At 64.8% G+C, this 15,053-nt stretch carries 11 protein-coding genes; 4 read left to right on the top strand and 7 right to left on the bottom strand.

Translation table 11 applies throughout. The features are described 5' to 3' along the window. Positions 1-608: 608 nt before the first annotated feature. Positions 609-1,712, bottom strand: a complete 1,104-nt coding sequence (locus tag R5W23_RS29620; RefSeq protein WP_320689504.1) for a GTP-binding protein — start codon at positions 1,710-1,712, stop codon at positions 609-611. Positions 1,713-1,830: 118 nt separating this feature from the next. Here R5W23_RS29620 and R5W23_RS29615 point away from each other — a divergent pair, with 118 nt between their 5' ends. After that, a complete protein-coding gene (locus R5W23_RS29615) occupies positions 1,831-3,123 on the top strand; it encodes a putative oxidoreductase C-terminal domain-containing protein (protein WP_320689503.1) in 1,293 nt (430 codons plus the stop codon). Between the two features lie 29 nt (positions 3,124-3,152). On the opposite strand, the gene R5W23_RS29610 is transcribed toward R5W23_RS29615, so the two are convergent. Further along, positions 3,153-3,935, bottom strand: coding sequence for an NAD-dependent epimerase/dehydratase family protein (locus R5W23_RS29610; RefSeq protein ID WP_320689502.1), 783 nt, complete (start codon positions 3,933-3,935; stop codon positions 3,153-3,155). Between the two features lie 63 nt (positions 3,936-3,998). On the opposite strand from R5W23_RS29610, the gene R5W23_RS29605 reads away from it, so the two are divergent. After that, complete coding sequence (locus tag R5W23_RS29605; RefSeq protein WP_320689501.1) at positions 3,999-4,964, top strand: amidohydrolase family protein; 966 nt, start codon at positions 3,999-4,001, stop codon at positions 4,962-4,964. Positions 4,965-5,238: 274 nt separating this feature from the next. Here R5W23_RS29605 and R5W23_RS29600 read toward each other — a convergent pair whose 3' ends face one another. Both R5W23_RS29600 and lysA read right to left on the bottom strand, forming a co-directional pair. Continuing rightward, positions 5,239-8,172: a response regulator gene (locus R5W23_RS29600; RefSeq protein ID WP_320689500.1), complete on the bottom strand. Its 2,934-nt coding sequence runs from the start codon at positions 8,170-8,172 to the stop codon at positions 5,239-5,241. A 183-nt stretch (positions 8,173-8,355) separates the two neighbouring features. Then, positions 8,356-9,669 carry a diaminopimelate decarboxylase gene (gene lysA, locus R5W23_RS29595; protein ID WP_320689499.1) on the bottom strand — a complete coding sequence of 438 codons (1,314 nt, stop codon included), beginning with the start codon at positions 9,667-9,669 and terminating at the stop codon, positions 8,356-8,358. Positions 9,670-9,785: 116 nt separating this feature from the next. Between lysA and R5W23_RS29590 the strand changes: the two genes are divergently transcribed. After that, positions 9,786-10,625 carry a phosphodiester glycosidase family protein gene (locus tag R5W23_RS29590; protein ID WP_320689498.1) on the top strand — a complete coding sequence of 280 codons (840 nt, stop codon included), beginning with the start codon at positions 9,786-9,788 and terminating at the stop codon, positions 10,623-10,625. Between the two features lie 42 nt (positions 10,626-10,667). Here the strand turns inward: R5W23_RS29590 and R5W23_RS29585 are convergent, their stop codons facing one another. The 3 genes from R5W23_RS29585 to acs form a co-directional block, all read right to left on the bottom strand. Beyond that, positions 10,668-11,207, bottom strand: coding sequence for a hypothetical protein (locus R5W23_RS29585; RefSeq protein ID WP_320689497.1), 540 nt, complete (start codon positions 11,205-11,207; stop codon positions 10,668-10,670). A 52-nt stretch (positions 11,208-11,259) separates the two neighbouring features. Next, on the bottom strand, positions 11,260-11,586 hold the full coding sequence (locus tag R5W23_RS29580) for a DUF3817 domain-containing protein (RefSeq protein ID WP_320689496.1): 327 nt from the start codon (positions 11,584-11,586) through the stop codon (positions 11,260-11,262). Between the two features lie 442 nt (positions 11,587-12,028). After that, positions 12,029-13,978 (bottom strand): acetate--CoA ligase, encoded by a 1,950-nt coding sequence (gene acs, locus R5W23_RS29575; RefSeq protein WP_320689495.1) that lies wholly within the window; start codon positions 13,976-13,978, stop codon positions 12,029-12,031. A gap of 113 nt (positions 13,979-14,091) precedes the next feature. Here acs and R5W23_RS29570 point away from each other — a divergent pair, with 113 nt between their 5' ends. Then, the gene (locus R5W23_RS29570; protein ID WP_261186549.1) at positions 14,092-14,973 is read left to right on the top strand and encodes a carbon-nitrogen hydrolase; all 882 of its coding nucleotides are present in this window, start codon (positions 14,092-14,094) and stop codon (positions 14,971-14,973) included. Positions 14,974-15,053: the final 80 nt, after the last annotated feature.

Here is a 15,053-nt window from a genome sequence, read left to right as displayed (position 1 = left end):
GGACCGTGACTCAGTCCAGGTGTCCCGACCGACCGCAGCGTCACACACGCTTGTGGTAAGGAGCGGTGCCATCGGAATAGTAGAGGCCGTGTCGAATTCAACCGTCGCGCGCTCCGGGCGCCAACTCGCATTAGGTCACGGCGGTGGGATTGGTGCGAATACGTGTCGAACCGACAAACCGGCTGAATTCGACGTAGGACGCAGCTTCGGCGGACGATCGCACGCGGCGCTGTAACGGGGGTGACAGTACCACACCGGTGGCATCAGACTGGTCAGCGACGGGACACCTGCTACCCAACTGCTGGTCACGGACTGGCGATTCGCTGGGTGCTCGCTACCACCGAATCACACGCACCGAAGTCGTTCGAGTCGTGCGGCATTGGGCTCCGAACCAACCGATAATCGTGTCGCAACCTATGAAAAGGACATCATTTGCGACCGATTGCCCATTCGGCGAAGTTCACGAGCCGAACGAAGCCAGCCCCGTAAATGAGGGGCAAAACCGAGCAGGTGAACTTCCACAGCACCGAAAACGGAACCGATACCAGATGCTTCATTCGCCCAGCCAGCAGCGATACGGTGAACGCCGGAACCGGCCAACTTCGAGCCTACTTCGCCTCGGAGTAGCGGTGCGTTGGAACCGGTCGCCCCGGACGCAGGCTTTGGCTGGTCCGGAACTCTGCGACCACTCCGACCTTCGTCGACTCCAGAGCCACGACCCGTTTCACCTCGGCTTCCAGCACCGCCGGGTCGATCGCCACCCGGGCGTTGACGATCAGGTCCGCCTCGCGCGGGCGAAGGCCGCTCGGGAGCGACAACTTCGGCGCCGTGTCACTGCTAATCACGTTACCGACCGCGAACGCGCTCGCGTCGTCCATCCCAATGAGCTTCAGGTGCGCCACCTCGCCTCCCAGCGTGCGGCACACGACGGCCAACTCCCCCAGGACGGAGGTGAGGAGCGCGTCCAGGTCGAACGGCTCGTCGCTCGTGAGACGCGCGGTGGCGTTGAGCCAGCCGAGTTCGGCCTCACCCTCGGCGTAGATGTCGTAGTCGATGTCGAGGATCTTGCGCCCGAACGCGCCCGTCTGATCGAGCAGTTCCGCCAGCGCGTCGAACCCCGCGCCGGAGGTTGCGCTCGCGCGCAGGACCGGCGTCCCGGGAAACTGCTGGGCCACGAGCCGCGACAGTTCGTCGATCTGGACCGGGTCGAGCTCGTCGATCCGGTTGATTACGATCGCGTCAGCCTCTTCAAGCTGCTTCTTGAAGATGTAAGCGGCCTTCGGGCTGAACCCGCCGGCGGCCTGGTTGCGCAGGATGCGCAGGCCGTGGCTCGGCTTGAACAGCACCGCGTAAGGAGCCACCTCGAATCGGCCGGAGTAGAGGTCCTTCAGCGGCTGAATGACGGTCGCTACGAGGTCCGTGCAGCTCCCCACCGGCTCCGCAAGGATCACGTCGGGCCGCTCCGCGGCTTCGAGCGAACCGACCCGCCCGACGAGGTCATCGAACCGGCAGCAGAAGCACGCCCCCGGCACCTCCTCCACAGACAGCCCTTGTGCGCGGAGCGTGTTGGTGTCCACGAGGTCGTGTGCCTGATCGTTGGTCACCACCCCGACCCGCTTCCCCTGCTGCTGGTAGTGACGCGCCAGCCGTCCGAGCGTGGTGGTTTTTCCGGCGCCGAGGAATCCGCCAACCATTACGAATCGCACCGTCATCAGCGTCACCTTTGTCGGGTGTGGGTAGGCTTTTTATAGTGGCCGCGCACAACGGGCGATTGGCTCGCCACTTGCTACCGCGGAAACGCTTCGCAACAAACCAGTTCCCGGGGGCGGCTTGTTCAGGCTTCTGCGGCTCATGACCCTGGCGCCGGGTCACTTTCACGCGGCGCTCGTGCAGCAGCGGATGCTGCCCGGGGTCCATCACCGCGCGCACGTGTACGCGCCCCTCGACGCCGACACGCTGACGCACCTGGAGCGGATCGCAGGGTTCAACGCGCGGGCGGAGCACCCGACGACCTGGGACATCGATCTCCGAGCCGGGGGCGACTACCGGGAACGGTTCGCTCGCGAGCAACCGGGGAACGCGACGGTCATCAGCGGGCGCAACCGGCCGAAAATCGATCTGATCGCGCTCGCGGTCGAGAGCTGCGCGCATGTGCTCGCGGACAAGCCCTGGATCATCGACCACGCCGACTTTCCGAAGCTCGAGGCGGTGCTGCGACAGGCGGACCTGCGCGAGGTGCTGGTGTGGGACATGCTGACCGAACGGTTCGAGGTCACCAACTGGCTGCTCCGCGAGTTCACCCGCGACGAGGCCCTCTTCGGCACGTGGCAGTCGGGCACCGCCGAACGGCCCGCGCTGTGGTTGCGGAGCGTACATCACCTCAAGAAAACGGTCGCCGGGAGCCCGCTAGTGCGACCGTGGTGGTGGTTCTCCACCGAAATCTCTGGCGAAGCCATCGCGGACGTGGGTACGCACCTGGCGGACCTGTCATTGTGGCTCATCGCCCCGGACCAGCCGGTGGATTACGCAACCCAGATCCAGATGCTCGGCGCCGACCGGGCGCTGATGCTGATCACCCAAGAACAGTTCGGGGAGCTGACAGAGCTGCCCGTTTTCCCGACCGAACTGCAACCGCAAGTCGTGGAGGGGAACCTGTACTATGCGGGACACAACAGCGCGGTTTACGCGCTGCGCGGGGTCCATGTGAAGCTTGAAACGTCGTGGGAGTACGAGTCACCGACGGGTGGCGACACGCACCAGTGCATCGCCCGTGGGACGTGCGCCGTTGCGAGCATCCGCCAGCCCGCCGGCGCCCCCCCGGAACTGTTCTTGTCCGCAACAGACCCGAGCCGTCATGAGGCTTTGGCCGAGCGGTTGCGAGAGAAGTGTGCGTCACTCCAGCACGATTTCAACGGGCTCTCGGTCACGGACGACGGGCGCGAGCTGCGGGTCAACATTCCCGAAAGCTGGCGGACGACCCACGAGGACCATTTCGCCGCCGTCATGGAGGAGTTCGTGCGCTATTTTCACGCGCCCCGGACGGTCCCGCCGTGGGAACACACCAACGCGCTCGCGCGTTACTACATCACAACAAAAGCCGCGGAGATGGCCCGGTCGAGTTGAGCAGCGAAAATCAGCGGCCGGCCCGCGGCTCACTCCCCGCTCCCGGCCGGCCACTGGTCCCGGGGTGCCCACCCCAGCAGCTCTTGCGCGGAGGTCAGGTCGTACATGTGCTTCCGCACGTGTCGGCTTGTGGAGTACACCACTGCGAACGGCGGTAGCGCCGACGCTTCAACCGTCGCGGCAAAGAACCGGCCGGCGTCCCCCGGACTGAGGTACACGTCGGGGCCGAAGTCGCTCTGGCGGAACTCTTCCTCTTGGCCGGGCCGCGGGCACCACCCCAACCGGACCGCGAGCACCGTGATCCCGTGCTCGTTGGCGTACACCTGCCCCAGGGCTTCGAGGAACACCTTCGTGCAGGCGTACAGGTAACGCGGGCGCGGCAGCACGTCGGGCGCGATCGGCAGTGCCCCGCCCTGAAAATAGCCCGCGACCACTTGGCCGGTGCTCGCCAGAACCACCCGCGGAACCTTCAACGACCGGGCCGCTTCCATGACCTCATAAGGGCCGACAATGTTGCCGGGAACCAGATCGCTCAGGAAGTTATCCCCGTCGTCCGGTGCGGCCCCCCGCGGGAACCGGGCGTCGTCCGGAGTGGCCGCGAGGTGAATGATGACGTCCGCCCCGGTCGCGGCGCGACGGAGCGCGGCCACGTCGGCGAGCGGCGCGACGACCGACCGGTCGGCCGACAGCCCCGGTGTGGGGTGGAGGTCGAACCCCACAACGCTGTGGCCGCGCGCGACGAGTTCGGACACCGCGGCCCGGCCGATGCGGCCCGCGGACCCGGTAACGAGGATTCGCTTCGGAGTGCTCATAACCTCGTTGTACTCGCGCCGCCGCGTGTTACCATCGGGCTCGTTCACCCCGGAGTACCCGCCATGAACCGCCGCGAGTTGCTCGCCGCCTCGGCCCTCACGCTCTCGGGGGGCGCGAGCCCCCTGTTCGCAGCCTCTCAACCGAAGGAAAAAGCGATGCTCCCCGTCGTTGACACGCACCAGCACCTGTGGAACCTGAACGATTTCAAGTTGGCGTGGTTCGACCCGAGCACCCCCGAAGGGAAAATCCTGGGGCACAACTTCACCCCCACCGAGTACGCCAAGGCGACCGACGGGCTGAACGTCGTTAAGGCCGTCTACATGGAAGTGGACGTCATACCCGAGCAGCAGCAGAAGGAAGCCGACTACCTGATCGAACTGTGCAAGAGCGGGAAAACGGCCACTTGCGCCGCGGTGCTGTCCGGTCGGCCCAACTCGGACGGGTTCGAGAAGTACGCGAAGCAGTTCAAAGACAGCAAGTACGTCAAAGGCATCCGGCAGGTGCTGCACGTCAAGAGCACACCCGCTAGGTACTGCCTGGACCCGAAGTTCGTGAAAGGTATTCAGCTCCTGGGCGATCTGGGGCTGAGCTTCGACATGTGTGTGCGCCCGGCAGAGCTGCCCGACTTTGTGAAACTGGCAGAGCAGTGCCCGGACACCCGGTTCATCCTCGACCACTGCGGCAACGCAAACTTGAAGCACACCGCCGAGGAGCGTGACCGCTGGAAGAAGGATATGTCGGCGATGGCCACAAAAAAGAACGTGGTGTGTAAGGTGAGCGGTTTCATCGCAACCGCCCCCGAACGAGGCAAAGTTACTGCCGACAACTTGGCGCCGGTAGTGAACCACACCTTGGATACGTTCGGCCCGGACCGCGTGATGTTCGGCGGTGACTGGCCGGTTTGCCTGCTCGGGGTTGAAAAGTACGGAGATTGGCTCAACGGGCTAAAGGCCGTGGTAAGAGATCGGCCCGAAGAGCAACAAAAGAAGCTGTTCCACGATAACGCCGTGAAATTCTATAGGCTGTAGTAAAATATCCGGTTCTTCCCCCTCGACGGAGCGGCGCGTGAGTTGTCGTTCGCCAGTGTGTCTCACGACCGGAGAGGCCAAGGGTTAACGAAAGCCGCCCGGCAGGCGCCTCACAAAGCCGGCGGGGCAGAACAAATGCTGGAGTTTCGGAAATCGTTCCGACATTCGACGTGCAGCAATTGCTAACGGATTCGGTCCGGTAGTCCTGAAAGCTAAGTTAGAAACGAAAACCGGGGGCGATTTACGCCCCCGGACCGGGTTCCTTACAATCGCGTTACTGCGGAGCTTCGTTCTTTTCGGGCACCTTTTTCTCAGGCTCTTTCTGTTCGGGTCCCTTTTTGGGAGCCGGGGGTAGGACGGGCGGGTTGTAGTTCTTGAGGTCGTTGGCAAAGTTACCGGGGTTGTACGCGAGCATTCCCTTCAGCGTGAGTAACTTCGCGAGCAATTCGGAGTCCTTGGCTGTTGTGTCCGAAGTGGCGTCGCGCACCACCTCATCGATCGCCGCTTGGGGGGCCAACCGCCCAAAAGCACGGACATGGCGAATAGCGGCGTCTGCCGCTTTCCGGCGCAAAGCAATCGGTGGCTCGCCAATGGTTCGGGTGGCGAGGCGGAGCAAAGACTGCTGGGCCGCAGGTGATTTCAGTCGCTCCACGGCGTCCACCGCTGCCGACGCGCGGTCAACGTCGGTCGGGACATCAACCGCGTTGCGCAGCTCCGCTTCTGCGAGTTTGAAATCGTACCCCGGTAGATCACCGACTGCCATCTGCCGCAGGAACTCAATCGCGGCCCGCGACTCGGCCTTCTTAACCGGCACCTCGCGGGGAACCATCATGGGGTCGGCGAACAGCACCTTGAACTCCGGCTCCAGCACCAGCCGCGAGTAGGGCTCTGTGACGATCTTTATTCCTGGGTAACCCTTCAAGAGCCGCGCGAGCCGGGCCTCAAGAACGGGGTCACGAAACGGTTCAACAGCCAGCCCGATTTCAACTGGGTCCGCTTTCGATCGCAGTGCGTCGTACTTGTTCTGCGCGCCCTTCACCTTAGCCACATCGAGCTCGAACCGCTCGATCAACTTCATGAGGTCGGCAGAGGCGAGCGCAGTAGCGGCGTACTGGGCCGACGGAGGTTGAGCCGCAATCTGGTTCCGGATGCGGGTCATTTCCGCGACGGCGCCGGGCGCCGATTCCGTCGAGATCGGGAACTCGGCCGCCAAAACCGAGTAGCTGACAAGAAGCAACCGGAGACTCATGAGCCGCTTCTGGCTGTCGGAAAGCGTTATTGGAAGAGTGTCGATGACTCGCTGCAAGCGGGCGGCACGGCCCACGGCGGCGTCGCGCAACACGACATCGCGGCGCTGCTGGATCTGCGTTCGCAGTTTGAGCTGCTCGTCGGCGTTGTACCGCGGGTCCGGTACGTACGGGTCGGCTAGGCCGAGTACATCGTTCTCGGTGGCGGCGAGCAATTCCGCTGTTCGGAGGAGGAGTTGGTCGAACGTCGGCGTCCGCGGCTTGTCCGGTGAGGCGATCACGAATATAGGACGAGCCGCCACACGTGCGTCGGTGGTGAGTTGGCCGACCAAGTCTTTCAATTCAGGGTCGGCCGCGTGGTGGTCGATGAAGATCAGATCGAAATCGGACGACCGCGCGACGCGACGCAACAGGTCACGCCCGGAACCCAGGATTTCGACATCGTAGCCGAACCCACGCAGCAATGCGGCATTCGCGTCGGCCCGGAATTTACCCGGATCGACGAGAAGAGCGGTGCCCTTTGACTCCTCCGGCTTGCCGCCATCGAAACCGGCGGCGCGACGCAGTATTTCGACAATTTGCACCTTAGCTTCGGCCGGCACCGGAACGGGGCTGCGTAACAACGCGATGGCCGCCGCGAACTGGACGGAGTGGTCCGGGTAACCGAGCGCGCGAACCAGCAGCGACGGCTTCGGTGGGGTACCGGCGGGCGGTGTCGCCGCCTCACGGTCGGCGCGGTCCCCGAGTACCTGAACCATAGCCAGGACCAGCGGCGTGCGTTTCTCGGCTAACCCTCGGCTCAGCAAATCGATCAGCGCCCTCGACGGCGCTTCGGACAGGAGCTTGTAAACCGCCGGCTCTGTCGCCGCGAGCGGGGCGTACTTGGCCCGCTCGACAGCCCGCTCCGCGGCCAGCGCAAGGATCAGAGCCTGAGCAGGCTCGTAGTCGGGCCGGACGTCCAGCGCCCAACGGGCGTAGCGGAGGCCGTAGTACTCTTCGGCTTGGCCAACGGGCACGTCAGCCAAGCGCACGACTCGGATCACCTCTCCTGGCCGCACGACCCAGACAGGCACCAGCGCGGCGCTGGCGTCGGGATTGGTCTTCGCACCGAAGTACCGGCCCTTGTGGTCGTAGTACTTGCGAGCAACGGCAGTCAATTCGACTTCCGGCCGTTTGGTATCGGCCTTGGGGCCGGGCAGCAACTCGTTGTGTAACTGCGCTGCGAGGTCGTAGAGCGTCGAGCTCTCGCTACGCGGACGCGACAGGACGCGCCATAGGAACGGGACGAAATCGGTTTGGGCGTTGTTGAGCAGGTCGCGTGCGTCTCGTCGGCGTGCCAGTGCGACGAGCACACCGTACTGCTGGTCGGGCGTGAATAATTCCAGCGCCGCGACCCACCCCGCCATCGTCGGACCTTCGAGCACCGGGATCGTGTCCAGAATGCCCGCGGCCAGTTCCTTGCTCGGGTTGGCGCGTAGCGCGTCGATCAGGAACGGGACCGCGTACTCGCCGGTCCGCTTGAGTTCCAACTGCGCGAACTGCTTCTCCTCGTAGGTCTCGCCGAGGTTGCGGACGTACTTGGCCACCCGCTCCGGCTTGTACAGCACCTTAGCGGTCACCGCTTGCGCGTTCTTGTTAACGAGTTCGATGTTGTCGCGGATCTGCTTCTCGGTCGCCGGGTCGTCCGAGTACTTCGGGATCGTGCGCAGCGTCTGAAATACCGTGGTGCCGTACTTGCGTTCGATCTCGAGGTAGTCGGCGTCGGTAGGGCTGCTCTTGAGGAACTCGTCAAGGAAGATGCCGGCGACATCGTATTTACCCTCGCCTATGGTGGCGCGGAACCGCTCGTAGATTTCGAGCGGCTTGAGGGCCGGCCCCCTCGGCGGCTGGGCGCCGGCGCCCCCGCCGAGCGAGAGGGCGAACAGGACCAGTCCGAAAGCGAGGAACGAAGCGGTTCTCACCGTGTGTCTCCTCTTACGGCCGATTGCGGCGAGTCCGAGTTGGATGGCAGGTCGGCGCCCGCACCTTTCACGCTTAGCGCGTCGGCGTGCGGGGCAAAGCCGATAAACCGGGTTGATCGAGCGCGGGCGGTGGCACGGGCCGCGATCAACCGAGCTTGCTAGATGTGATTGTGAAAGCGCCGATCAGGTTAAGCAATCCTCTTCGCACGCGACGAGGTCGGCAAAGGTCTCGCGGCGGCGGATTAATCGATGCGTGCGGCCTGAGACGAGCACCTCCGCCGCCCGGCACCGGGAGTTGTAGTTGGACGACATCGTCATCCCGTACGCGCCGGCGGAAAACACCGCGAGCAGGTCCCCGCGGGTCAGGCCCGGCAGTGGGCGGTCCTTGGCGAGGTAGTCGCCGCTCTCACAAACGGGGCCGACCACGTCCTGCTTGAAGCAGTTCGGCATCTCGCGGAACGGTTGGGGGTCGTCCGGGTCGCCGTTCACGTCGGGCGTCAGCGGCACGGCGGCGGCGGGGGCGACCGGCCAGATCCGGTGGAACGAGCCGTACAGTGTGGGCCGGATGAGGTCGTTCATCGCGGCGTCTTGAATGACGTAGTGTTTGCCGCCGGTGGACTTCGTGAACACGACACGGCTGAGCAGGATGGCGGCGTTCCCGACGATGAACCGCCCGGGTTCGAGAATGAGCTGGCAGCCGCTCTCCTTGACGACCGGGAGGATGACATCCGCGAACGCGCTGGCCGGCTTCGCCTCGTCCTTCCGGTAGTTAATCCCAAAGCCGCCGCCCATGTTCAGGTACTTGATGTCGTGCCCTTGAGCCCGGAACTGCTTGATGAGCCCCAGCCCCTTTTCGGCCCCCATGCGGTACGGATCGGCCTTCAGAATCGGCGACCCCAGGTGCATGTGCAGGCCGACGACGGACAGCCCCGGGTGCCCGACAACACCCTTCGCAACGTCCACGATGGTTTCGATATCGAGGCCGAACTTCACTCCCTTGACGCTGGTGTCAGTTTTGACGTGCGTCTTGGGCGGCAGGTCCGGATTGACGCGCAGCGCCACGTTGGCCTTCACGCCAAGCTTCTGGGCGACGGCCCCGATCGCGTGAAGTTCTTGCTCGCTCTCGACATCGAACAGGAACACACCGTTCGTCAACGCGAACTCGATCTCGGAATCGGTTTTGCCCACGCCAGCGAACACGACCTTCGCGTCCGCCGGGCCGGCCTTCAGGGCGCGCTGGAACTCACCCTGCGAGGTGACATCGAAGCCGGATCCGTGTTGTCCCATCAGGCGGCAAATCGACAGGTTGCCGTTCGCCTTCACGCTGTAGCAGATGACGGGGTTGGCGTCCCGGAACGCGGCCTGCACCTCGTTGAGGTTCGCGACCAGCGCGGCCTCGGAGTAGACGTACAGCGGGGTGCCGTACTTCTCCGCGAGTTCGGGAACGGGGACATCTTCGCAGAACAGAGTGCGGTCGCGGTAGTCGAAGTGGTCCATGAACCGGCGGCCCGTGAAGGGTGTGTGAGTTTCGTTAACCCGTTCGCGTCGAACGGAATGGGAGGGGTATCATAACCGCTCCGCCCCGCCGCGTCCCGATCCGCCGAGGCTACGTGATGCGTTCCGTTCTGTTCGTGGTGCTGGCAACCGGAACGGCCGGCCTGCTCCCCGCTGCCGACGGCCCGTTCAAGCACCCGCCCGTATGGAAACTGCTGTGCAGTGGGGTGGAACTCACCAACTTGGCGCGCGACCAGCCGCGCCTCATGAAGGGGCACGCGGTCCGGATCGATCTGAAGGCGGCGGGCATCGGCTTCCTCGCCACCCCGGGCAACGGCGACCGCCCCGGCGAGACCGACGGGCTGAAGACGAGCACCTTTCTGAAGCGCCACAAGTTGCAAGTGGCGATCAACGCGGCGCCGTTCGGCCCGATTCACAAGTACGAGGAGCAGGAGCAAGATGTCGTCGGCGTGCAGGTAAGCGGCGGGAAACTCGTCTCGCCGGCGCAGCCCGGGTTCCCCGCGCTGCTGCTCACGAAGGACAACCGCGCGCGGGTCGCGGCACCGCCGTTCGACCTGGAGGGGATCGAGAACGCGGTCGGCGGGTTCCACATCGTGCTGAAGGGCGGTGAAGTGATCACCGGCGACAAATCGATCCACCCGCGCACCGCCGCGGGCGTTTCGGCCGACGGGAAAACGCTGGTGCTGCTCGTCATCGACGGCCGCCAGAAGGATTTCAGCGACGGCGCCACCACGGCAGAGGTTGGTGAGTGGCTGAAGGCACTGGGGTGCGCCGAGGGCATCAACCTTGACGGCGGCGGCACGACGACGCTGGTGATCGCGGGTGCGGACGGCGCGCCGAAGCTGATCAACCGGCCGATCCACGCGAACAAGTCCGGGACCGAGCGGGTATCGGCCAGTCACCTGGGGGTGTTCGCCAAACCGTTACCACAGAAGTAGAAGTAGCGGTGACACGAAGTGAAGGACCGCACCGGCGGAGGTTCAACCCGGGTTCTCACTCGGACGGGGCGTAGGTGGCTCCACCGGGGATACGTGCGCGTTACGCACGGCGTCCAGATGGCCGAGCAGTTGGCGAGCCTCGTCCGCGCTTTCGAACAGGACCGCGTCCAGCGGGACCGGTTCGCGGCGGTCTGAACAGCCCAATCCAACGAAATAACCATCGCGGAATTCGATGACGCACGTCGAGGTGATATGCGAAATGTGAATCCTATAAACCGTTGCGTAAATACGAACAACAACGGTCGTCTTGCTAACCTCGATCCTGAAGTGCGTGTCCCCTGTGACGAGTACCCTGAGGCACTTAAACAGGGCGTGCAGCGTAATGCCGAAGGCGAGCTGCCAGCCGGAACCGATGCCGAGGCGCCTGCCCCAATCCTCGCCTTGATACTTGACCAACCCCAAGGCGATCAGGCCGGCGAGGAGCACGACGACGACGCAGACGGCACGTGCAGCCCGTGTGCGTGCGAAGCGGTCACCGGGTGATACCACCAGCCGATCACGCTGTTCGTCGTACCGAATCATGCGCCCCTCTGGCAGCGAAGCGGTCCGTTTATCCGCCGAGCGAGCGCCACCGTCAGTCCGCGGTCGCGGCGCGTGTTCGCTCGTCGTTTCGCCTGAGCATACCATCAACGACGAACGGGCCGAACGGAACAATCGAAGCGACGGCGGCGCAAGCCACCAGCTTCGCGGTAATGGCCCCCTGCCCCCATGCGACGAACGTGACGAGCGCGTACCCGATGAACAGCGCGCCGTGAACCGCGCCGACCCAGTACACGACCTCCTTGCCGAGTTCGGGCATACCGGAGAGGTACTTCAGCGGCATCGCAATGAAGAACAGGATCAGCGCAGAAACGCCTTCCACGAGACCGGCCGCCCGAACGCGGCCGATAGGGGTTCTCAACAAGTTCGCTCCTCATTTCAGCCAGGGTCTTTCCCGCTCGCGGCGGGCGCGCTCGCGGCGGGCGCGCTCGCGCCATGCGTCGCAGTGGAACCGGATCGTGAAGTTCCCCATGAATATTACGGCGGCGCGCAAGATACGCATTGATGAGGGCCGTCCGGCGGCCACAGCCCTCGATCCCCAGCTATTCGGCCATGCGCATCTTTCGCGCCGCCGTAATATCACCTGTGAGCGCCGCAAAGGCGCTCGGCAACCGCTCCCGGAGCCATCGAACGATTCTCAATGCCCCCGAACAATCGAAATCGCTGATCGGGCTATGCCAACTTGAATAATCCAACGGCCCAGGTCACCGCACTCGATGAGGAAGTCACATAGATTGTCGTGCCGGACGCCTCGCCAGGCTGTTACCCCAACAGCCCGGCAACAAACGCTACTTTTTGCCCGATCACTCATCATCTTCACGGAGCTTGGCGAGCACCGCGAAGTCTTCGAGCGTTGTGGCGTCACCGGTGGCCTGTCGGCCGGCGGCAATATCGCGTAGGAACCGGCGCATGATTTTCCCGCTGCGCGTTTTGGGGAGTGTTTCGCTAAACCGAACATCGTCCGGGCGGGCCAGAGCGCCGATGTTGTGAACCACGTGCGCCTTGAGTTCGGTCTTCAGTTCGTCCGACGGGTTGGTCCCCTGCTTCAGCGTTACGAAGCAGACGATCCCCTCGCCCTTCAGATCGTCGGGCCGGCCGACGACGGCCGCTTCTGCGACCTTCGGGTGCTGTACAAGGGCGCTTTCGACCTCCATCGTGCTGAGCCGGTGCCCGCTCACGTTCAGCACGTCGTCCACGCGCCCCATCACCCAGATGTACCCGTCCTCGTCCTGGCGGGCGCCGTCCGCGGTGAAGTACACGCCCGGGTAGTTGCTCCAGTACGTGGCCTTGTAGCGCTCGTCGTCGCCGTAGATCGTCCGCATCATGCTCGGCCACGGCCGCTTCACCACGAGGAACCCGCCGGAGCCCGCGGGCACGGGATGGCCCTGCTTGTCCACCACCTCGGCCTGGATGCCGGGCAACGGTTTGGTCGCGCTGCCGGGTTTCGTCGCGACCGCCCCCGGAAGCGGCGAGATCATGATCGCGCCGGTTTCCGTCTGCCACCACGTGTCCACAATCGGGCACCGGCCGCCGCCGATCACGTTGTGGTACCAGATCCACGCCTCGGGGTTGATCGGCTCGCCCACGCTGCCCAAGAGCCGCAGCGACGACAGGTCGTGCGCCTTCGGGTGCTGGTCGCCCCACTTGATGAACGCCCGGATCGCGGTCGGGGCGGTGTACAGGATGGTCACCTTGTACTTGGCGACGATCTCCCAGAACCGGTCCTCGCGCGGCTGGTTCGGGGCGCCCTCGTACATCACCACCGTCGCACCGTTGCACAGCGGGCCGTACACGATGTAGCTGTGGCCGGTGATCCAGCCCACGTCGGCGGTACACCAATAGACGTCGTCTTCCTTGATGTCGAACACCCACTTGTGCGTGAGTGAGGTACCGAGCAGGTACCCGCCGGTGGTGTGCAGCACGCCCTTCGGCTTGCCGGTGCTGCCGCTCGTGTAGAGGATGAACAGCGGGTGCTCGCTGTCCAGTTCCTCTGCCGGGCAGTCAGCACTGGCGTCGGCGACCAGGTCGTGCCACCAGATGTCACGCCCGGGCTTCATCTCCACCGCGGTGTTGCACCGGTTCAGCACCACGCACTTCTGGACCGACGGCGATTTCTCCAGCGCGGCATCGACGTTCGCCTTCAGCGGGACCACCTTCCCGCGGCGCCAGCCGCCGTCCGCGGTGATGACCAGCTTCGACTGCGCGTCGTTGTTCCGGTCGGCGACGGCGTCCGCCGAGAACCCGCCGAACACCACCGAGTGCATGGCCCCGATGCGGGCACACGCCAGCATTGCGACGGCGGCCTCCGGCACCATCGGCATGTAGATCGTGACGCGGTCGCCCTTCCCGACCCCGAGCCCCTTCAGCGCGTTGGCGAACTTGCACACCTCGCGGTGGAGCTGCTGGTACGTCAGGGTGCGCGTGTCGCCCGGCTCGCCCTCCCACACGATGGCGGCCTTGTTGCCGCGGGCCGCGAGGTGGCGGTCGAGGCAGTTGAAGCTGGCGTTAATCGTGCCGCCCACGAACCATTTCGCGTGGGGGACGTTCGTCCAGTCGAGGACGGCGTCCCAGGGCTTGAACCAGTGCAGCGACCGGCCCTGCTCCGCCCAGAACCCGTCGGGGTCCGACTTGGCCCACTCCGCGAGCCGCTCGCGCTCCGCCGCGTTCACATTCGCCTGGGCGACAAACTCTGTCTGGGGGGGGAACTGCCGCGTTTCCTTCAGCACACTCGTGATGTTCTTGTCGGTCGACATGTCCGGGTTCCTGGTCTTTCGTCCGGCGGGAGGGAGTGTCGGGTCCGGTTCGGTATAACACACCTGCCCCCGAGCACCAAGTATGAAGAGGCCCGCCGAGGACGAATCCACCGATGACGAGTGACACCTTTACCATCGCCGCCGTGCAGATGAGGATCAGCCCGGACCGCGACGCCAACCTCGCCAACGCGGAACGCGCCATCGCCGAGGCCGCCAGGCAGGGCGCGCAGGTGGTGTGCCTGCCGGAGCTGTTCACCGGCCACTACTTCTGCCAGAAGGAAGACATCTCCCTGTTCGACCTCGCCGAACCGATTCCGGGGCCGAGCGAGGACCGGCTGGCGAAAGCAGCCAAGGCGAACAAGGTCGTTGTGGTGGGGTCGCTGTTCGAGAAGCGGATGGCCGGGGTGTACCACAACACCGCGACCGTCCACGACGCGGGCGGCCAGTTGCTGGGCATCTACCGCAAGATGCACATCCCGGACGACCCGCTGTTCTTGGAGAAGTTCTATTTCACCCCCGGGGACCTCGGGTTCAAGGTGTTCCCCACACCCGCGGCGAAGGTGGGCACCCTCGTGTGCTGGGACCAGTGGTACCCGGAGGCGGCGCGGCTCACCGCGCTCCAGGGCGCGGAGGTGATCTTCTACCCGACCGCGATCGGCTGGCACCCGCGCGAAAAGGAGGAGTTCGGGGCCGCGCAGCACTCCGCCTGGGAGACGAGCATGCGGGGCCACGCGATCGCCAACGGCACCTACGTGTGCGCGGTCAATCGCGTCGGACACGAGGTCATCGTGGGCGAGGGGCTGGAGTTCTGGGGCGGATCGTTCGTCAGCGACCCGTTCGGGCGCGTGCTGAAAAAGGCCAGCTCCGACAAGGAAGAGATCTTGGTGGTGACGTGCGAGCGAAAGCTGATGGAAGACGTGCGCCGCAACTGGCCGTTCTTCCGCGACCGCCGCATCGACGCTTACAACAACATCACCAAGCGCGTCGCGGACTGATCCCGTCGCGCGGGGCTCCACAATTGCACGGCTGCCCGGCACGAGACCGCGCCCCGGCCCTCGGCACCCGAACTCCATCC

The organism is Gemmata algarum, assembly GCF_034097035.1.
GTDB classification, from domain to species: Bacteria; Planctomycetota; Planctomycetia; order Gemmatales; family Gemmataceae; genus Gemmata; species Gemmata algarum.
Note: the sequence above shows the minus strand (reverse complement) of the source record. Positions and strands in the feature narration are given on the sequence as shown.